Genomic DNA, 18943 nt, shown 5'->3' on the forward strand with positions numbered 1-18943 from the left:
CGTCCTACGCCCTGTCGATGCGGGGGGACGTGGTCTGCTGGTCGCTGACGAAGAAGTCCTCGTCTTCGAGCAGCCAGGTGGTGCGCTCACGCTCCTGACGCTCGCCGCCCCCGCCCGTGCCGTGCGGCGCCATCGGCACCATGCCGTTGCCCGCGCGCGGGGCCGCCGCGGTCGCTCCCGTGCCTCCCATGCCTCCCACGCCTCCGGCGCCGCCGCCCGCGCCGTAACCGCCGTATCCGGCGCCGGAGCCGCCGGCCGGGCCGCCGGTATGGGGCGGTTGCGGGGTGTGGGCGGAAAGGCTGGTGCCGAGCCCGGTGCCGTCCGGTTGCGTCCCGTTCGCACCCGTCCCGTTCGCTCCCGGGCCGTTCACGCCGGCGCCGGTCGTGCCGGTGCCGTCCAGCCCCGGGATTCCGGCGCCGCCGTACGATCCGCCGCCCAGGCCGCCGCCCAGGCCGCCGTTCGGGCCGCCGTCCGCTCCCGTGCCGCCGGTGCCGGTCCCGATGCCCGGGACTCCCGGCCCGTACGGATCGCCGGCGCCGTTCCAGCCGGGGAAGCCGTCGTCGCCCGGGCCGCCGGGGCCGTTCGAGCCCGTGCCGAGGTCGCCGAGCGACGCGGGGTTCCGCCATCCCCGCACGTCCGTGGGGAGCGCCGGGTTCGGGAGGGTCGCCCCGGGGCCGGTCACCGGCGTGTACGCCGGGGGCGTCGTGTCGAACCTCGGCACGTCGGTGTCGAGCGCGTCGGGGAAGAGCGCGTTGGCGGCCAGCGTCGCCTGCGTGAGCTTCTTGAGGTGCTCCTCGGCCGCCTTCATGTCCTTTTCCTCCTTCGACTCCCCAAAGAGGTTGAAGAAGGGGCCGTCGCCGAAGACCGAGCCGATGGCGCCGCCGATGCCGCCGACGATGAACCCGCCGACGCCGCCGATGACCGCTCCGGGAATCGCCCCGACGCCCGCGAAGGGAGAGCCGGCGACGGCGCCGCCCGCGGCGCCCACCGCCCCCGCCTCCACGGCCGCGTCGTACCAGTCGACGTCGCTCTTCGTGGGCTTGGGGACGTTCTCGCCCTTGAACTGGTTGAGAGAACTCGCATACACGTCCAGCGCCGGCACCACGCCACGCGGCGAGGGCGGCCCCATCTGCCCCGCCGGAAGTGAGGTGTCCACGATCGCGGTCATCACCGCGGCCGTGGAGGCCCTGAGCCTGCGGAGCTGCTCCTTCACCTGCTTGGCGTCCTCGCCCGTCGTCCAGTGCTTGTCGAGCGCGTCCAGGTGCCTGTCGAGCGTCTCGATCACGGACTTGAGCTTGTCGTGGACGCTCTTGAACTCGCCAGAGGCCGCTCTGATCAGCTCCGGATCGGTCTTGTCGAGCGCGGTGCGCAACGCGTCCAGCGTGACGACGCCCGGGTCCGACGCGTCGATCGCCGCCCTGATGGGCATCTTCCTCTCGGCCACGACGTCTCCTCAGCCGCTCTGGACGTCCGCCACACCGACGTGCCGCACGCCCGCCTGCTCTCCGGCGTCGAGGTTCCTGATCGCCAGCTCCAGACGTTCCGCGGCGATGCCGAGGGTCGCGGCGATCTCGGCGTAGACGGCGGTGACCGCGCCCTCCGCCCCAGTGAGGCTCATGTGGAAACCCATGGCGGCGTCCCAGAAGCCGCCGACGGCCTCATGCCGCTCGAGCAGACGCTTCACCGCGCCGCCCTCGGGGAAGGCGACCGGTGTGATCCTGCCCTTGGACGCGCCGGGCGCCAGCACTTCGAGCACCTCCTCGAAGTCCTTGCGGGCGTTCCTGAGCGCCGTGCGGCTGACCTCCACACCACCGTCGCGAGCCATGCGTCACACTCCCGTCAACGCCGCGACGGGCACCGGCAGGGGAGCACCGATGCCGCCGGCCGTACCGTCGGACGTCCGCTCACTTGCCGTCGAACATCGCGGCGTTGATCCGCTCCACGTCCTGCATGTTCATGTTGGTGATGTTGATGTTCTTCGCCAGCAGGGAGACGATGTCCGCCAGGCCCTTGGCCTCCTGCTGCCAGATCCGCCTGGTCTGGTCGTAGGCGTCCTTGGCGCTGCCCTGCCAGATCGCGGTCTTGGTGTTGAGCTTGTTCTCCAGGGTCTCCAGCTCGGTGACCAGCCGGTTGAAGGCGTTCTGGAACTCGGTCTCGCCCGTGTCGAGACCACTGAAGTTGACCTTTGTGACGTCGAAGTCCACCGTCGCGCTCTCCGTCCGTTCCTGGTGGTCGTCTCGAGTTCAGCGGCTGTACGAGGCGGGCGGGGCCTGGTTGATGAGCGCCTCGATCTTGTTGATCTCGGCGGTCGCCTGCACGTTGAACTCGGCGTAGTTCTTGTTGTTCGCCCGGATGCTTTCCGCGAGGGTCTGCAGGCTGCCCAGGATGACGTCCATGCGCTCGTGCCACAGCAGGTGCACCTTGTCGAACGCGTGGTGCGACTCACCCTGCCAGTGGACCTTGAGGTTCTCGCCGGCGCTGTCCAGATAGCGCTGGATGCCGCGGATGTTCTCGGCCGCGTCGCCGATCCAGGTGATCGCCTCGTCCAGGTCGTGCCGGCTCACTTGGGCCTGGCTTGCGCCAGAGTGCGACATGGTCACCTCCACTGATCCCGTTCGACTTCCCCCGACCGGAAGGGCCGGGTGATGACCCGAAAATCACAGTAATGGATCAGTGCGCGGCTTGCCGGGGCTGTCCGAGATTAAGATTCCGTCACGTCTCTTGCGGTTTGTCAGGTGGCTAGTTAGAAGATTTGTACGATTTGCGAACTTTATGGTGACTCGACCGTAACTAGTTGACGTGTGAATCGGCTGGAGGGTGTCATGACCGATACGAGCGGAGGGGGGACGAATCCCTTCGCCGACCTCGCGGCCACGATGGGAGCGGGCGGCGGCGCGGTGAACCCCCGCTTGGCCGACCCCGAGTTCCACATGAACTACTCGGAGGTCGGAAAGTTCGCCGACCGGGTGGCGGGCCACGGGCGGACCCTGGCCGACACCGGCGCGGCCATAAAGAACATCCACCTGCCCGTGGGGACGTTCGGCGTCATCGGCGGCGGGCTGAACGGCGTCCACAGCAGACTGCGTGACCAGGCCGCCGACGCCGTGACGAAGGGCAGGGAGGTCCTCGAGTCCTGGCAGGCGGCGCTGCACAAGGCGATCGACAACGCCAAGGAGGCGGAGAAGCAGAGCTCGGGCGGGACCGGGAGCCAGAAGGGCCCGGGCACGCTCGGGAACGGCCCGAAGATGCCCGGTCTCGGCTCCGGCGGCCTGGGACCCGGTGGCGGACTGGACTTCTCCTCGAACGCCGGAAAGGGCGGAGGCCTGAACGACGGGCTGAAGCCGCCGGACCTCCCCGGCTCCGGCGGCCTTCCCGGTTCCGGCGGGGGCGGCCTCGACCTGCCCGGCACCGGCCCCGGGAACGACGGCCTCGACCTGAACGGCCTGGATCCGAACGGCCTCAACCCGAACGGCCCGGACCCGAACGGCCTCAACCCGAACGGCCCGGACTCGAACGGTCTCGGCGGCGCGGGGCTCGGTCAGAACGTCACCACTCCCGCAGGCCTCGACGCGCCCACGCCGAGCATCCCCAAGGACACCTCCCTGTCGGCGTACACCCCGAACCTGCCGTCCCCGCCGGCGGTCCCCGACCTCGGCACGGCCGGGTACGGCCCCGCCGACCCCACCGCGGGGACCCGGTCAGGGACGGGCCCCGCCGGTTCGGGCGGATACGGCTCCGCGTACGGCCCGCCGACGTCCGCCGCTTACGGAGGAGCCGGTCGTACCGGCATCGGGGCCGGCGGGATGCCCGCCATGCCGTACGCCCCGATGGGCGGCGCGGCGAGCGGCGACGACGGCAAGGACCGCGAGCGGGGGCCCGCGGTGCCGGAGGACGAGAGCACGTGGTTCGGCGACGAGGACGTGGCGCCCGCCGTCCTCGGCATGCAGGAGGAGGACTGAGATGGGAGACCTGGCGAGGGGCAGGTTCATCGCGGGCGCCGGCATGGCCGCCACGGCCGCGCGCCTCGAACCCACGGGCTGGCCGCTGGCGGGGCTGCTGACCACGATGATCTCCACGCCGGAGGCCATGCGGCAGGGAGCGCGCCAGTGGCGCGACGAGCCGTCGCCCGACGGGAAGAAGACCCAAGGGATCGCCGAGCTGCGCACGGAGCTGGACCGGCAGTTCACCGAGCTGGAGTCCAGCGAGTTCCTGAAGGGGCAGATGCTCGCCAAGATCAAGGAGAGGCATGCCGAGCTGAACGCACAGCTCCTCGACTTCGAGCGGTGCAAGGAGTGCGTCGGCGGCAGCCTCGACTCGGCCGCAGACCTCTACGACGCGGCGAGCTGGGTGTCCACGTCGCTCGGCGGCTCGGCCATGGCGGTCGCCGTGTTCAGCCAGGCGTGCAAGGGAAACGCGCTGACCTTCGCCGCCACCCGCCCGATGGTGGCGCGGGCCATGGTCGCCCTCGGCCGGGGGGCGCAGAAGGTCGTCGGCACGATGATGAAGACGAGCTGGAAGGTCGCCGGCATCCTCACCGTGTCCGGCTATCTCTACAGCGGCGCGAGCGCGAAGTTCCCCGGCATGAAGGCGATCGCCGCCGACGTGCCCGACCTCACCACGGCCAAGGTCGCCTTCGACCCGGCCACCGGCGGGCTCGCCGATCCCCTGCCCGACCCCGGCGATCTCGGCGGCATGAAGACGCCGTCCCTCCTGCCGCCGTTCACCCTGTGACGGACCGGCACCCCGTGCGGGACTGGGCCGCGAGCACGTTCGAGCGGCGGCTCGGGGCGGCGTACGACGCGGGCGACCTCGCGCTCTGCCTGGGCATGCTCAGGGACACCGAGCTGGCGCTGCCCGCTCCGCCGGGGGACGGCGCCGCCTGGCCGACGATCACCACGCCCGACCGGGTGTGGCTGCCCGCCTACACGTCGGTCGAGGCGATGCGGGCCGCCACCGGCGGCGCGCCGTCGCGGGTCAGGGTGACGTCGCTGGTCGAACTGGCCGCCGGCTGGCCCGACCCCCGGTGGGGCCTCGCCGTCAACCCCGGGCTGCCGGTGCGCTTCCTGCTCGAATCGGGGACCGTCGCCAGGCTCGCGGTCCCCACCCTCGCGCAGGACCGCCTGGCGGAGCCCGAGCCCGCGCTGCCGGTCGTGCAGAAGCCGCTGACCCCGCCCGAGCTGCGGACGTACCTCGGCGAGGGGGAGTCGTGCGTCTCCGGCTACTGTCACCACGCCCTCGACGTCGAGCACGTGGCGACGCCGGCCGTGCTCGCCGACGCCCTCGGCAGGGGCGCGGACGACGGCCTGCTCACCGGCGACGGCTCGCTGTTCCTGCTGCGCTGGCGCACGGTCGGGCTGAACCTCTACCGCACGCCGTACGGCGGGACCGACGAGGCGGGCATGGCGGCGGTGGCCGGGTGGGTCGTCGAGGAGCCGCCGTTCACCGGCATGGGCCTCGCCCCGAACCCCGACTCCCTGGTCCGTGAGTACAAGCTGGACGCCGTACGGCTGCCGCACGGCTCGGAGATCGTCGAGCTGACCACGCGAGGCACCGAGATCGTCCGCGCGGTCCACGACGGCGACCTCGGCCGCTGGGTGCCCGGCGAGTACACGGCGCAGGCCCCGGCGAGCTCCTATCGGGCACGCTGGCGGGGAGCCGGCTTCCGGGCGAATCCCGACCCGGGACACGACGGGCTGCTGATCCGGCTGCTCCACGACGGGCCGGCCGACGGCTTCGAGGAGCGCGCGCCGGGCCGGTTCGTGCGGTCCGTGCCCGCGCAGGAGTGCGAGGCCGTCTTCCACGTCACCCGCAGATGCGAGTGGCGGGGCGCCCCCTGCCTCGTACGCGGCGAGCGCGCGGGCGAGTTGCTGCTCGAATACACCGGCGGGCGGCTGCCGGTGGCCCGGGCGCTCGGCATGGAGCGGGCCGAGCGGGGCGTTCACCGGCGCTGGGTGGCCCGCGCCGAGGTGACCGAATTGCGCGAGCACGCCGAGCTCCTCGATTTGGGGCTCTCACACCAGCCTGATACCGGGACGACTCGAGCCGGAAGGACGGACAGCAGATGAGCGAGAGCGATCCGCACATCCACGTCGAGCAGAAGGTGATGCAGGCCGGTGCCGACTACCGCAATCTGGTCGCGTCGTCGCTGGGGCGCGCGCCCGACGCGCCGGACGTCGTCACCACCGGTTGCGGGCTTCGGGTGCCCTATGCGATGACCTCGGCCCGTCCGGAGAGCGTCACCTGCCTCGCCTGCAGGGAGCACGCTCACCGGGAGCACCTGCGCTTCGCGGAGCAGGTGGAGCGCCTGAGCCGGATGCCCGGCGCACCCGTCGCCGCCGACCAGGCGGCCAAGGCCGCGCAGTGGGCCAGGGACGTCGCGAAGAGGTTCTCCGGCGGGTAGCCCGCCCGCGGGGGACGAGGGGACTTTCACGACGTCAAGGGTTCGGCGGCCTTGGTCATCGGACCTCCCGCGTCGCCGGTGTTGAGCGTGCCGGTCGGCTCCACCAGCATGACGGCCGTCTCCTCCTCGGCCACCGGGCAGTGCTCGACGCCACGGGGCACCACGTAGAGTTCGCCGGGTTCGAGGACGACGTCGCCTTCCCGCAGCCGGATCGTGAGCCGGCCGCTGACGACCACGAACAGCTCGTCGGTCTCCGGGTGGGTGTGCCAGACGAACTCCCCCTTCAGCTTGGCGAGCTTGATCTCATAGTCGTTGAGCCCGGCGATTTTCTTCTGCGTCCACAACTCGTCGAACTGGGAGAGCTTGTGGGCGATGTTGATGGGATCACGGGAAACGGACACCCTGCGGCACCTTCCGGACGTGCACCGCCCCTGTGGGCGATGGCGGATGGGACAAGCGTGGCCCGCTCTCCTGCCGCCCGTCTTGTACGTTTCTGGCGTGATCGCTCACCGCTCGCCGACGACGATCAGCGCCTGGCGGCCACCGGTGCCGGGCATCGCCGAGGTGTTCCACGCGCACTTCACCGATCACGCCTACCCGGCGCACACCCACGACACGTGGGACCTGATGATCCTCGATGACGGCGCGGTCGACTTCGGGCTGGACCGTCGCCGGCACGGCGCCACGGACCTGTCCGCCGTTCTGCTCCTGCCTCCCGGTGTCCGTCACGACGGCAGGACCGTCACCGCCGCCGGCTTCCGCAAGCGCGTGCTCTACCTGGACACCACCGTGTTGCCGGAACACCTCATCGGCAAGGCGGTGGACGCGCCGATCCTCGCGGACCCACTGCTTCGTCATCGGATTCACCGGCTGCACGCCGCGCTGCGTCACCAGGACGAGGTGTTCGAGGCCGAATCACGCTTGTCGTTCATCGCGGACAGGCTTCGCTTCCACCTTGAGGCGTTGCGTCAAAGGACGCCGGGCCGCGAGGCGAACCGCCTGGCCGTCGGGCTGCGCGACCTGCTGGATGCCCGCGTCCGGACGGGTGTGTCGCTGCGCGAGGCCGCCGCCGTCTTCCACTGCGACCCGACCCACCTGATCCGCTGTTTCAGGCAGACGTACGGCCTGCCGCCTCACACCTATCTCACGGGCAAGCGTGTGGAACTGGCGCGCAGGCTCCTGCTGAGCGGACAACGGCCGGTCGACGTGGCGACGAGTGTGGGATTTCATGATCAGGCGCATCTGAACCGGCACTTCACCCGGCACGTCGGCATCACTCCCGCGCGCTTCGCCAAGAGTGAGGGCCTGTCACCCCCGCGTGCCCGGGGGCGCGCGTCTCGCGCGGCCCGGTGAACCGTCATGGTCACCTCTAGCCGGATTTCCGGTCACGGTGTGATAATCCCGAAAGTCGTATAGAGATCATCGTCCAGGTGAACGCGGTCGATCGGGGTGATGAACACGACCAGGGGACAGGCGCCGGACGCCGCCGGGATGCGGGCGTACGCCGAGGAACTGCGGGCCACGTTCACGCGCCTGCAGGAGGAGGCGCCCGCGCTGCACGAGAAGGCGCGTGCCGTGCAGGTGACGGAGAAGTCGCGTGACGGGCTGGTGGCGGCCACGGTCGGCGCGAACGGCGACCTGGTCAGGCTCGACCTCGACCCGCGCATCTACCGGCGGCAGGACGCGCGCGGGCTGGCCGACACCATCACCCGCACCATCCACGCGGCCGCGGCCAAAGCTCAGGACCGCGTCGTCGAGATCTTCGCGCCGCTCATCCCCGCCGAGCAGATGAGGGCGCACATCGAGGGAGATCTCGACGCCGTGCTGGAGCAGATGTCGATGCGGTTGCCGAACCAGCCGCCGGGGGAGAGATGAGCGAGCTCTTCGAAGTGAACTATGTCGACATCCGCCCGCAGCAGCTCGCCAAGGGCCTGTCGCAGTGGCACGCCGCGTCGTCCGGCGCCGAGAGCGGCTACGGCGCCGCCCTGCGGGAGATCCGGCGGCTCAACGCCGCCGAACCGTGGGGGCGGGACACGGCCGGCACCGCCTTCCACTCCGCCTACACGCAGGGCGACGGGCCCGACGCGCTGATGCACCGGGGTGAGGAGCTCGCCGCCAAGGTGGTCGAGCTCGGCCCGGCCGTACGGCGCGGCGCCGAGAACGCCCGGGGGATGGACGAGGAACGCGCCAGGGAGGTGCGCGAGATCCTGAGGCGGGTCTGACGATGACCCACTCCGGCGCGACCGGTACGGGCTCCGGCGGCCACCCGGCCACGACGGGCGGCGACGTCGTCTCGACCGGCGACGGGCTGCCCGAGTTCGCCGACGGCGGAGGCTCGGTCGCCGACGTCACCCCCGCCTGGGGCGAGTCGCTGCCCGCCTGGGCCGACGACCTCATCGCCCTGCTCACCGCGGGCCAGACATGGCCGGAGGCGAGCGAGAGCCTGCTGTGGCAGCTCGCCCGCGCCCATCGGTCCGCGACCGTGAGCCTGATCGGGTCCGTCGACCCGGTGGGAGCCGCCGCGGTCTCCGTGCTCGGCGGAATGCGGGGCCCGTCGATGCAGGCGTTCCTGACCCGGCTCGGCGAGCACTACTCGGAACAGTCCGGCCTGCTCGGGGTGGCGAACAACCACTTCGCCTACGCGGCGCAGGCCGACAACTTCGCCCGCGAGACGCAGTATTCGAAGCTGTCCGTCAACGTGGTGTTCTGGATCGCCCTGATCGCCACGTTCATCGCGCTCGTCGCCGCCTTCTACTCCGCCGGGGCCTCCACGCGGTTCGTCGGCCCGATCGCCGCCCGAGCCCGGGCGGAGACGGAGAGGATCCTCGAACGGCTCGCCCTCGCCGCCGGCCGTCCCGCCGCGGCGCAGGCGCTCGCCAGGGGAACGCTGTTGTCGTCGGCCCGGCTCGGCCTGCTCAGCCGCATCCTCGCCAACCCCCTGGGCAGGGAACTCGTCGAGGAGATCGGCGAGGAGGTCGCCGGGGACGTCATCGCCCAGCTTCAGCAGGGGAAGATGGGCACCCGCGACGGCTGGGACTTCAGGAAGACCGGGGCCGCGGCGGTGGGCGCGGCGGGCGGCGCGGCCATCGGCCTGCGGGCCGCCCGCCCCGTCAGCGACCTGGTCAACAGGATTCCCCTGCTCAGAAGGCTGGACACCGACGCCCCCGGCTTCGGCAACGCGTTCAGGCGTTTCCCCGGCAGGGCATTGACGACCGGGCTGAGCAACGTGATCGCCTCCCCGGCCGGGAGCGTCCTGGCCAACGGGCTCGTGTACGGCCAGTGGGAGATGCCCGACGGGGAGTCGCTGCTCGGGGCCGCTCTGGGCGGCGCCGGTCGCACGAACACGATCAGCCCGTTCAACCCGGACGTGATCCAGGCGGTCGTCAGCCCGCGTACGGCCCTGGCCTCCGCGTACGACACGAGCGTGCGCACCGACCTCATCCGCGCTCTCTCGGACACGTCTCCGGCTCCCACCGCAGGGCAGCCGTCCGGCGGCGATCCGGGCTCCGCCGGTGTGAGTACGGCCGGCGGCGGAACCGTGGGCAACGGCGGGCAGACGGGCTCGGGCAGCACAAGCACCGCGTCCGTGGCGGGGCAGCCCTCCGGCGGTCCGCCGGCCGCGTCCGGCGCGAGCACGACGAACCCCGGCACAGCCAGTGCCGCCAACGCGGGCGGTGCCGACCCCGGTGCGGCCGGTCCGGGCACTACGGCGGGCTCAAGCACCACGACTGGCGCGAGCGGCGCGGCCGCGGCCACCCTCACTGCTGCCGGCTCCGCGTCCACACCCGCCACATCCAGCGCGACGCCCACATCTACCGCGCCGCCGCCCACACCGGCCGTGTCCGCAGCGCCGCCCGTGCCGGCCGTGTCGGCACCGGTCACATCGACCGCGCCGCCCACCTCGGCCGCGTCCCCAGCGCCGCCGTCGTCCGGTGGCACCACGTCATCCGCCGCGGCGTCACCGGCCGCCACGGCACCGGCGGCCACGGCACCGGCGGCGTCCCCGGGGACGACCGGCGGCACCGCTTCCGGCAGCGTCGCCGCGGCGCACGCTTCGGCTCGTACCGCGGTCTCCGATGTGCTGTTCACGATCGCGCCCGACGTGCTCTTCCTTCGCGACGGCCAGGGCGCCTGGCTGACCGGTCCTGGCGGAAGGCCCGTGCAGCTGCCGGGCGAGGACATGAAGGCCCTCGTGGATCGGCTCACCTCGCGTGCCGCCGAGGGCGTGGACGCGCCTCGGCTCCGCGCGGAGGCGGCAGCCGTGCTGGGGGCGACAATCGCCGGGAAAAGCCTGGGGCTCCCGGTCGAAGGGGCCCTCGACGCGCTCGCCATGCTCGCCGACGCGACGCCGGACGGCCGCGCCGCCGCCGTCGAGGTGGCGGGCGAGGTGCTGGAGGACAACCCACGCGGCTGGCGGCCCGACCGGCTGAGCGACGCGGGGGCCGGAGTGGCAGAGGAGGCGGCGGCGGTCCCGCCGCACGGGCCCGACCACGCCCTTCGCGTCGGCCGCTCCTCCGGCACCGCCGCGGACATCGTCCGGCGCGCCGAGAGCCTCGCCGGGATCTCGTCCGCCTCCGGCACGAATGGGACGGCCAACCCGGCGAGCGGAGGCCAGAACGCCGCGGCCTCCGCCGGGAGGCCTTCCTCGAACGCCACGGCCTCCTCCGGCACTGCGGTCTCGTCCAACACGGGGGCCTCCTCGAACGCGGGGGCCTCCTCCACCACGGGGGCCGCTCCGGCGACGAACTCCGCTCGAACAGCCGGCCCGGCGGGGCCGTCCGGCACGCGGCCGGGACCGCGTACGACCCGGGGGAACGGCCGGGTGACCGCCCGGCCCATCGCCCGGAGCCTGTTCGTCGCCGACGGCAGGCCGTCGCACCTGGCCGACCTGTCGTCGCAGGAGGCCGAGCAGGGCTTCCTGTCGCTCCACGCGTCCGACGTGGCTCCGGACGTGACGGCGCTGAGCCGGACCGGCGGGCAGACGGTCGTCGTGGAAACGGGCCGGTTCGGTGCGCAGCACTTCCGGTTCGAGATCGGCAGGGTGCGTGCCGGCAGGGTGCCCGACGGCCGTCTCGCCAGCACCAGGGTGCGGTCCGGCACGGCCACCGATCCCCACGTCGTACGGCTGTCGCCGCGCCTGGCGAACGACATCCTGCCCCGGGTGTGGCTGCACGAGATCAGCGACGTCTTCCAGCGGCTCGCCGGCCCCCGGCAGGGCGTGATCCGCTCCTTCCTGAGCCGTACGGCCGAGCCGGACGCCACGGCCTGCGTGACGGCCCGCTATCGCGAGCACGCGCTCCTGGACAGGCGATGGCGGGCGGCCCCGGCGCAGGAGCGCCCAGCCATCGCGCACGAGATCGAGCAGCTCGGGCGTGAGATCGAAAGGCTCGGGCACGTCGCCCCGGCGCCCCCCTGGTCGGCCCCCCGGCCGCCGTCCGCCGCATCCCCGGCGACGCCCGGCCCCGCGACACAGGCCTCCACCGCACAGGCCTCCACCACACAGGGCCCGGCCGCGACCGATCCGGTGGCGGACCTGCTCGGGCTGGCTCGCAGCCAGCGGGAGACGCTGGCGAAGGCCATCGAAGAACTGCTCAAGGCGGTCAAGGAGAAGATCGAGAGCACCAGGGCGGCCACGGCCGACGCGAAGCAGGCCGAGGAGGCCGCCGAGAAGGCGTCGCGGGAAGAGGACCGCGGCGCAGAGGAACGCCGCCGCAAGGCGCTGGCGGACCGTGCCGTCCACCGGGCGAGCGCCGAGCGTGCCCGCCTGAGCAAGGAGGCGTACGCGCGGGCCGTGCGGCGGGCGGTCGTGGCACGCACGAAGTACGAGACGCTGGAGAACGCCCTGAACGCCCTCCCCCCGGGCCGGACAGGCACGCTGCCGGCGGAGGTCGCCCGGTTGGCCCGGGAGGCGGAGGCCGCCCACACCGCGTACAAGGAGGCGTTCGCGGACGCCCTGCCGTCGCCCGAGGTCCTGCCGGAGTCGACGCCCGCGGGCCGGCTGCCCCACCTCGAACGACTCACGCGGGTCGTCAACGAGATGCTCGAACGCGCCGGAGTCGACCACCGCTATTCGCCCGACGAGCTGTCGCACGTGCTGCGGTCGAACTTCAGGGGGCTGGTCTCGCAGGACGGCGTGATGCTGCGAGTGGGCCGCGGCACGCGCGCAGAGCTGCGGCTGCGGCTGAAGGTCACGGACCTGGTCGAGGTCTTCGGCCATCCGGTGCGGCACTCCCAGTCGATGCTCGGCCAGCTGCCGCAGGGCGGACGCTCGGCCTCCGCCACCGCCGGCCGTTCGCTGCGCCTGGCGCCGAATCTCGACCTGAACGCCCTGACCAAGCCGTGGCAGGACACCCACTGGTTCGGGATGCTGATGAAGTTCGGCGTGCTCAAGGGCGGCGCCGCCTTCGGCAGGAGCGAGTCGTTCAGCGGCAACGCGTCGGATTTCGCGCTGGCCGGCGCGGTGCAGGACAACGCGGGCGAGGCGCTGCTGCTCGACGGGCTCGCCTCGGCGGAGGTGGAGCTGCGCACCGCGACCGGCACCGAGACGGCGCGCGTGGACAGCGGCACGGACGGCGACGCGCGGAGCCTGCGGGTGTATCTCCCGCACACGCACGCGCAGCGGGGGCCGGCCGAGGTCACCCGGCTCTCGCGAAAAGAGTGGCAGCGCACGCCGTTCCCCGAGCACGGGGTCACCGGGCTGACCGGGCTGCAGGACCTCGCCGAGCGCACCGCGGAGCGGACCGGCCACTCCGAGGTCGGCGGCATGACCCGCGACCAGATCCTCACGATTGTGACGAAGGAGCTGCCGGCCCGGCTCGGCGAGGCGATCAACGATCCCGAGGGGCTGCGCCGCCCGATCACCGTGCACGGGCGCGTGGTCGGCTACATGCGGATCAAGACCCGGGTCGTGATGGACACGGCGCGGCCGGTCGGCACGCCGAGCACCAAGCACCGCCTGGAACGGCTGCGTGTGGGGTTCTCGGGCGCGTCGGGCGCACGCTCGGCGGGCCGCTCCTTCGAAATCAGGGGCACCGCGGGGGTCCAGCTTCCCATCGGCGTCCGGAGGGTGCTCGGCGCCGTCGGCCTCGACGGTTACAAGGCCGCCACACCGCGCCTCACGGGCGGGTTCGCCCGCTCCTGGTCGCGGTCGCGGTCGATGAGCGCGGGCGGGACCGCCATCCGGCCGAGTGTGCAGCGCTGGGCGGGCCACACCCAGGCCTACGCGCTGGAGCTCGTGCACACGGTGACCGTGCAGCTGAACACCGACGACGCCCCGCATGCCCCCGTGACCGGCCGGAGCACGGGCCTGTTCCGCATGCCGGAGCCGCAGGCGTACCGCTACGGCCTTCCCGTCGACCGGTCGGCCGTACGGAAGGACGGCAGGCTCAGGGACGACCCGAAGCCCGGCACGCCGAAGGGCCGCCTGCCCAGGCTGCCCGGCTGGTCGCGCGGGAGCGGGGCCGGGCCCGCGCTCGTCCAGGCGAGCGACCGGCCGGAGAGCGCCGGCCGCCTCGACGAGGTGCGCGCGAAGGTCGAGGCGGCGTTGCGCGCGCACGGCCTGCTGCCGGACGAGAACGGCCGCCTGTCGCGTGACCCGCTGACCCGGGCGAGCCAGATCGCCAACATGATCGAGCTGGCCGAGCAGTTCTCCCCGGCACGCCTGCAGACCGCGTACGACCAGGCCATGCAGGACGGCGTCTTCCTCGACCTGGTGACCCAGGGCATCGGCAGGGCCAGCCGGCACCTCACCCTGCGGATCCGGCTGGAGCAGTCGGGCCAGGAGGAGTTCCGGGGCACCAGCGCCGCCGACGTCGTGACCGACCTCGACATCTCGTCGGAGACCTCCGGCCGTTCGGCGGGCCGGTCGCACGGACGGGTCCGGGACATCGGGCCCGGCCTCGGCCTGGAGACGAAGCCGGGCGAGGCCGGCTCGACCGGCGGAGAGGGGGGCTTCCACCGGAACAAGGGGCGCACGGCCGGCACGACCCTCAACGACACGGGCAACCTGGTCACACTGACGGAGGGCACCGCTCCGGCGGCCGTCTTCGAGGTTCCGCACAGGCTCACCGTGGAGCTGATCGAGGACGACGGAACGGTGACGCCGCTGGCCCGCGGCGACGACGTGTGGATGCGGGTGCTGGTGCCCTCCGACCTGCTGCCCGAGCAGCGCACCGAGCCCTCGCCCAGCCACCCGACGTCCGCGGAGGCGCTGAGCCTGGCCACCCTGCTGCACGTGGACGGGACCGGCGTGCTCGACGCCCTCCGATCGGTGCTGCCGAAGGCGATGCGGCCGGGCTCGGTGTCGTTCCACCACCTCGCCGAGACGTTCTCCATGCGCAACCTCATCTCCCACCCGGAGTGGCTGTCCGCCGACCCCGACAGACTCGCCACGACGTACAGCACCGCCATGGCCGTTCGCCCGCGCGGCCTGCGTACGCACCGGGCGTCGGCGTGGATCACGGCCCGGCCGGGCGAGTCGACGTTCGTGACCGCGGCCGACCTGGTGATCGGCGACATCAACTTCACGATGGGCGCGCACACCACGCGGATCGAGGCGCGCGGCGGACGGTCGGTGGACGCCTCGACCGGCGCGAGCGAGGCCCTGCCCGGCGCGTTCGGCGGCAAGGAGGGGGCCGGCCTCACCGGGGCGGCAAGCACATCGTCGTCGATCTCGGACACGGCGATCTGGGGCAGGGAACGGCTGGCCATCGACACCGGCAAGCACTACGTGTTCGCCATGAAGGCGGACATCACGGTTTCCGGAGACGAATCGGGCAACCGCCGGGCCGACGCCGAGCGGTTGCGGGACAGGACGGTCGTCTACTCCCTCCCGGAGCGCGACGCGCTCGATCTGTACGGCAGGGGCGAGCTCACGCTTCCCCTCGACCAGGTGGCCGACGCGGTGACGCGGCTGCTCGACGGCAACCTCCGGCTCGATCCGCGTACGGCGGTGCCGCTGGCCCGCAGATACCTGGCCGATCGGGCGCTGGCGCGAAGGGACGGCCGTCCCCGGCCCGACCTGGTGAGGAAACACCCTCGTGATGCGCTCGCCGAGCGGCTCGCCAGGGACTTCCCGATGCGCGTGGCCGCCGAGGGGAACCGGCTCAAGCGGATGCACGACAGGCTGCCGGACCTGGCCGGCCGCGTGGACGTCCCCGACCTGTACGAGGACTCCCTCGGCGAGAGCACCGTGAAGTCGGTCCGGCTCACGACCCCGGACGGCATGCGAACCCGCTTGATCGACCAGGTGCTCGGCCAGATCGGAAAGGTGGCGCCCGGCGCTCTGAAGCGCGACCCGGTCCTGCTGCGCAGCCTGTTCGGCGACTTCGCCGGCAAACGCTGGTGGGGCAAGATCGACGACATGACCGGGTCGGAGGGCTTCGTCAAGACGTACTCGCTCAGGATCGGCCCGCACCTCACCGAGGACGTCACGGTGAGGATCACGGCGGAACTCCACGGCGACCAGGCGACGTACGGCGGGAACGTCCACGACTTCGGCCAGATCCTGCAGGACTACACATACGGCCAGGAGGAGGCCGCCGAGTCGTCGGGCACGACGTTCGGCGGCACCGCGAACGCCGGAGCCGGGCAGGGCGCCGGCAGCGGCGGCGGCGCGGCCGCCACCGGCCGCTCGCACTCCGGCACGGCCTCCGTCGGCACCCAGCGGACCCGCATCCAGCGTCACTCGGCGTTCCGCGGCGGGCAACTCGTCGAGCATCCGGTGACCGTCACGATCGAGGTCGAGCGGTCGTCGGGCCGCCTGCGCGGCGCGGTCGCCAAAACCACCGGCGTCCCCCGGACCAGCCGCATCACGCTACGCGGCACCATGACCCGGGTGTTGCCGGACGGCATGGTGGCGAAGGAGGGCACGGTCCCCGAGCGGCCGGACGTCCGGCCGGACGTCCGGCGGGTCGTGCCGCCGGAGGTCTTCGTGACCGAGCGGCTCAGGGCCGACGGCCTGCTGCGCGCCGTGTTCGACCGGCTCTCCCGGCAGGACCTGCTCGGCGGGGCCGCCACCATGGAGCACTACGCCGAACTGGCCAAGGCGCTCACCGGGAACGGCCTCACGACCCGGCTGGAGCGGATGACCGGCCCCGACGGGCACCGGCTCATCCGGCTGCCCATGCCGGGCAGACCGGGTCAGGTGGTGGACGTGCGGATACACGCCGGCCTCTCCGAGCCCGACCCGGTGGCCCTCGGCCTGAACGACACCGAGCTGGGGCAGGTCGACCGCGAGCAGAACACGGCGGGCACGTCCACCGACCGCGGGCAGATGCTGCCGCTCGGCCGCACGTACAGCGCGGGGCACGCCGTGGGCGCCGGCACCGACCTCGGCGCCGGCGCCCAGACCGCGCAGTCGAGCTCGGGCGGCGGCGGCAACCGCGACGAGACCAGCGTCTTCGAGAAGGGCGCCGGGGCCAAGGTGCGGTTCCGGGTCGACTTCGGCCTCCGGTTCGAGGTGCGCCAGGTGGCGCGCGACGGCGCGGAGACGGTGCTGCGGACCGTGGACATCCCGCACGGCGCGACCGGCACGGCCCACCTGATCATGTTCCACCACGAGCTGGAGGAGATGCTGGCACGCCGCGACGCCGGCGCCGCCCGGCCGCGGTGGGACTTCCATCGGCAGCGGGCGGCCGGCCCCGGCGTCTTCTTCTCCCTCGAGACCGTGCGCGCGCTGGCCGCGAGGCAGCCGTCGTACGACCCGGCCGCGCCCGGCAGGGCGATGGCCGACGCGCTCAGGGGCCGGACGGGGACGCTGCCGGTGGGCATCGTCGCCGACGTCGGCCAGACGAATCAGACGCAGACCGGGTCGATGCATCTCGTGGAGGAGGCCAGGCTGCTCGCCCGCGACCTCGGCGCCGACGTCCACCTCCATCTCAGACGGCCCGATGGCGGCGTCGAGCGCTACCACGCCACGCCCGCGGGCGAGCTGTCCGGCGACTCCTTCGCCGAGGCGCTCGGCACGGTGCCGCCCGACCTGGTGGCGCTGGCCGATGAGCACGGCCTCGACCTGCGTGACCTGCACGGTGATCTCCAGAACGGTGATCTCCAGAACGGTGATCTCCAGAACGGTGATCTCCAGAACGGTGATCTCCAGAACGGTGACCTCCGGAACGGCGGGCGGTCCGACGGGTTCGCCGGCCGGATCGGCGAACGGCTCGACGCCCTCGGCGTCGCCCGGCCCGCACCGGCCGGCCCGGGCTGGCCGGTGCCGGAGACGGCCGCGGACGCCACCTGGGGCGGCGCCTCCCTCGTCACCGCCCCGTCCGCCGGCGGCGTGACGGCCGAGCCCATCCCCGGGACCGCGTTCGTGGCCGGCGGCAGGGCCCCGCACCTGCCCGACCTGTCGAACGACGAGATTCCCCCGGCCGTCGCCGATCTACGCCCCGCGGACTTCGGCCGGGGCGTCCACGCGGTGACCGTGACGCCGGACGGCACGGTCGTCACCGTCGAGACCGCCCGGTTCGGCACGCAGCGTTTCGCCGTACTGGTCGAGGACCCCGGCGGCGGGCGCCCGGGCCGTACGGAGGTCCACACGGGCACGGACCCGCACGTGATCCGGCTGGCGCCGCGGCTGGCCCCGGACGTGGTGGCCCGGGTGCTGCTGCACGAGGTCGGCGACACCCTGCAGAAGCGGGCGGCGACGGGGCAGGGGGTGGTGCGCGCCTTCCTGAACGCCCTCGATCCGGGCCACGACGCCTGCGCCGTCGCCCGCCGCAACGAGCACGCCTTCCTGTCCCGCAAGTGGCTGGCGGCGACCTCGGCCGAGGAGCGGGCGCGGCTGCGGCACGAGATCGAGGCGGTCGCCCGCGACCTCGGCGCGCGGGGCCAGGCGGCGCCCCCGCCGCCGTGGGTCACCGTGCCGCCCCAGGCGCCGGTCCCCGACGTGTGGGAGCGGATGCGCGGGCTCAGCAACCCCTCAGGCGGGGAGCCGCCCGATGACGAGGACGAGGCCGTCCCCGCATCGGAGGACACCGGACAGCGACAGGTGAGGAAGGTCTGATGCCCTACTCGATCGCCAGGAGCAGGGACGAGGCCCACCTCTATCTCGACCTGAACCCGTGCGCGTGCGGCTCGGCGGACACCGACTGGGACAGCGGCCTGGTGAGCGTCGAGGGGGAGCCGGTCACCTGTTACGAGGGGCGGTGCGCGGCGTGCGGCGCCGAGCGGGAGCACCTGTTCGGTCTTCCGGAACGAGAGGTGACGCCCTCCGGCTTCCCGGCGTTCGGCGGCCCGGCGTTCGGCGGCACGGAGCCGTCCGAGCTGCTGGACCCCGGCGAGTGGCTGTGGGTGGCCGACCTGACGGCGGGCAACGTCCCGGAGGGTGGAGAACGGCGGCAGGCGCTGTCCATCGCGCGGGCCGCGGTCGAGGAAGTGATCAAATTCGTCCCGCCCGGGCAGGACGAGGTGCCCGAGGACGCGTTCTGGTCGCAGCGGGGACGCGCCGTGCGCGCCGCCGAGCCGGGGCGGTTCCGCCTCGACAGGCTGCTCGTCGTACGCGACACCTACCGGGAGCTGGCCGAGGCCTCCTAGAGTGACGGG

14 protein-coding genes are annotated in these 18943 nt (G+C 73.0%); 9 read left to right on the top strand and 5 right to left on the bottom strand.

Translation table 11 applies throughout. The features are described from left to right. Positions 1-4: 4 nt before the first annotated feature. The 4 genes from ACQPZZ_RS07165 to ACQPZZ_RS07180 all read right to left on the bottom strand — a co-directional run bounded on the left by ACQPZZ_RS07165 (position 5) and on the right by ACQPZZ_RS07180 (position 2564). Positions 5-1444 (bottom strand): WXG100 family type VII secretion target, encoded by a 1440-nt coding sequence (locus tag ACQPZZ_RS07165; protein ID WP_432930051.1) that lies wholly within the window; start codon positions 1442-1444, stop codon positions 5-7. A 9-nt stretch (positions 1445-1453) separates the two neighbouring features. Next, the gene (locus ACQPZZ_RS07170; RefSeq protein ID WP_363639577.1) at positions 1454-1825 is read right to left on the bottom strand and encodes a hypothetical protein; all 372 of its coding nucleotides are present in this window, start codon (positions 1823-1825) and stop codon (positions 1454-1456) included. Positions 1826-1904: 79 nt separating this feature from the next. After that, positions 1905-2204 (bottom strand): WXG100 family type VII secretion target, encoded by a 300-nt coding sequence (locus ACQPZZ_RS07175; protein ID WP_363639579.1) that lies wholly within the window; start codon positions 2202-2204, stop codon positions 1905-1907. Between the two features lie 39 nt (positions 2205-2243). Further along, positions 2244-2564, bottom strand: a complete 321-nt coding sequence (locus ACQPZZ_RS07180) for a WXG100 family type VII secretion target (RefSeq protein ID WP_363639581.1) — start codon at positions 2562-2564, stop codon at positions 2244-2246. A 258-nt stretch (positions 2565-2822) separates the two neighbouring features. On the opposite strand from ACQPZZ_RS07180, the gene ACQPZZ_RS07185 reads away from it, so the two are divergent. From ACQPZZ_RS07185 to ACQPZZ_RS07200, 4 genes are read left to right on the top strand one after another with little or no spacing between them, the layout of a single operon-like run. Then, a complete protein-coding gene (locus ACQPZZ_RS07185) occupies positions 2823-3959 on the top strand; it encodes a hypothetical protein (protein ID WP_432930055.1) in 1137 nt (378 codons plus the stop codon). Position 3960: 1 nt separating this feature from the next. Further along, positions 3961-4731, top strand: coding sequence for a hypothetical protein (locus ACQPZZ_RS07190; RefSeq protein WP_432930057.1), 771 nt, complete (start codon positions 3961-3963; stop codon positions 4729-4731). After that, complete coding sequence (locus ACQPZZ_RS07195; RefSeq protein WP_432930059.1) at positions 4728-6065, top strand: SseB family protein; 1338 nt, start codon at positions 4728-4730, stop codon at positions 6063-6065. The genes ACQPZZ_RS07190 and ACQPZZ_RS07195 overlap by 4 nt, the downstream gene beginning before the upstream one ends. Then, positions 6062-6400 carry a hypothetical protein gene (locus ACQPZZ_RS07200; protein WP_432930061.1) on the top strand — a complete coding sequence of 113 codons (339 nt, stop codon included), beginning with the start codon at positions 6062-6064 and terminating at the stop codon, positions 6398-6400. Before ACQPZZ_RS07195 ends, ACQPZZ_RS07200 begins: the two co-directional genes overlap by 4 nt. 26 nt (positions 6401-6426) lie before the next feature. On the opposite strand, the gene ACQPZZ_RS07205 is transcribed toward ACQPZZ_RS07200, so the two are convergent. Next, the gene (locus ACQPZZ_RS07205) at positions 6427-6801 is read right to left on the bottom strand and encodes a cupin domain-containing protein (protein ID WP_432930063.1); all 375 of its coding nucleotides are present in this window, start codon (positions 6799-6801) and stop codon (positions 6427-6429) included. 97 nt (positions 6802-6898) lie between these two features. Between ACQPZZ_RS07205 and ACQPZZ_RS07210 the strand changes: the two genes are divergently transcribed. The 5 genes from ACQPZZ_RS07210 (at position 6899) to ACQPZZ_RS07230 (ending at position 18934) form a co-directional block, all read left to right on the top strand. Further along, a complete protein-coding gene (locus ACQPZZ_RS07210) occupies positions 6899-7753 on the top strand; it encodes a helix-turn-helix domain-containing protein (protein ID WP_432930065.1) in 855 nt (284 codons plus the stop codon). A 99-nt stretch (positions 7754-7852) separates the two neighbouring features. Beyond that, complete coding sequence (locus tag ACQPZZ_RS07215) at positions 7853-8275, top strand: YbaB/EbfC family nucleoid-associated protein (protein ID WP_432930067.1); 423 nt, start codon at positions 7853-7855, stop codon at positions 8273-8275. Continuing rightward, positions 8272-8622: a hypothetical protein gene (locus ACQPZZ_RS07220; RefSeq protein ID WP_432930069.1), complete on the top strand. Its 351-nt coding sequence runs from the start codon at positions 8272-8274 to the stop codon at positions 8620-8622. Before ACQPZZ_RS07215 ends, ACQPZZ_RS07220 begins: the two co-directional genes overlap by 4 nt. A gap of 2 nt (positions 8623-8624) precedes the next feature. Next, entirely contained in the window at positions 8625-18404 is a 9780-nt protein-coding gene (locus ACQPZZ_RS07225; RefSeq protein ID WP_432930071.1) for a hypothetical protein, read from the top strand. Beyond that, positions 18404-18934, top strand: a complete 531-nt coding sequence (locus ACQPZZ_RS07230; protein ID WP_432930073.1) for a hypothetical protein — start codon at positions 18404-18406, stop codon at positions 18932-18934. Before ACQPZZ_RS07225 ends, ACQPZZ_RS07230 begins: the two co-directional genes overlap by 1 nt. The last annotated feature ends 9 nt before the right edge of the window (positions 18935-18943 follow it).

The organism is Microbispora sp. CA-135349 (assembly GCF_050947365.1).
Taxonomy (GTDB): domain Bacteria; phylum Actinomycetota; class Actinomycetes; order Streptosporangiales; family Streptosporangiaceae; genus Microbispora.

Excerpts from the sequence above, each read along its gene's own strand:
- ACQPZZ_RS07215 (WP_432930067.1), top strand. The coding sequence starts at position 7,853 with ATGAACACGACCAGGGGACAGGCGCCGGACGCCGCCGGGATGCGGGCG.
- ACQPZZ_RS07225 (WP_432930071.1), top strand. The coding sequence starts at position 8,625 with ATGACCCACTCCGGCGCGACCGGTACGGGCTCCGGCGGCCACCCGGCC.
- ACQPZZ_RS07220 (WP_432930069.1), top strand. The coding sequence starts at position 8,272 with ATGAGCGAGCTCTTCGAAGTGAACTATGTCGACATCCGCCCGCAGCAG.
- ACQPZZ_RS07230 (WP_432930073.1), top strand. The coding sequence starts at position 18,404 with ATGCCCTACTCGATCGCCAGGAGCAGGGACGAGGCCCACCTCTATCTC.
- ACQPZZ_RS07185 (WP_432930055.1), top strand. The coding sequence starts at position 2,823 with ATGACCGATACGAGCGGAGGGGGGACGAATCCCTTCGCCGACCTCGCG.
- ACQPZZ_RS07200 (WP_432930061.1), top strand. The coding sequence starts at position 6,062 with ATGAGCGAGAGCGATCCGCACATCCACGTCGAGCAGAAGGTGATGCAG.
- ACQPZZ_RS07190 (WP_432930057.1), top strand. The coding sequence starts at position 3,961 with ATGGGAGACCTGGCGAGGGGCAGGTTCATCGCGGGCGCCGGCATGGCC.
- ACQPZZ_RS07170 (WP_363639577.1), bottom strand. The coding sequence starts at position 1,825 with ATGGCTCGCGACGGTGGTGTGGAGGTCAGCCGCACGGCGCTCAGGAAC.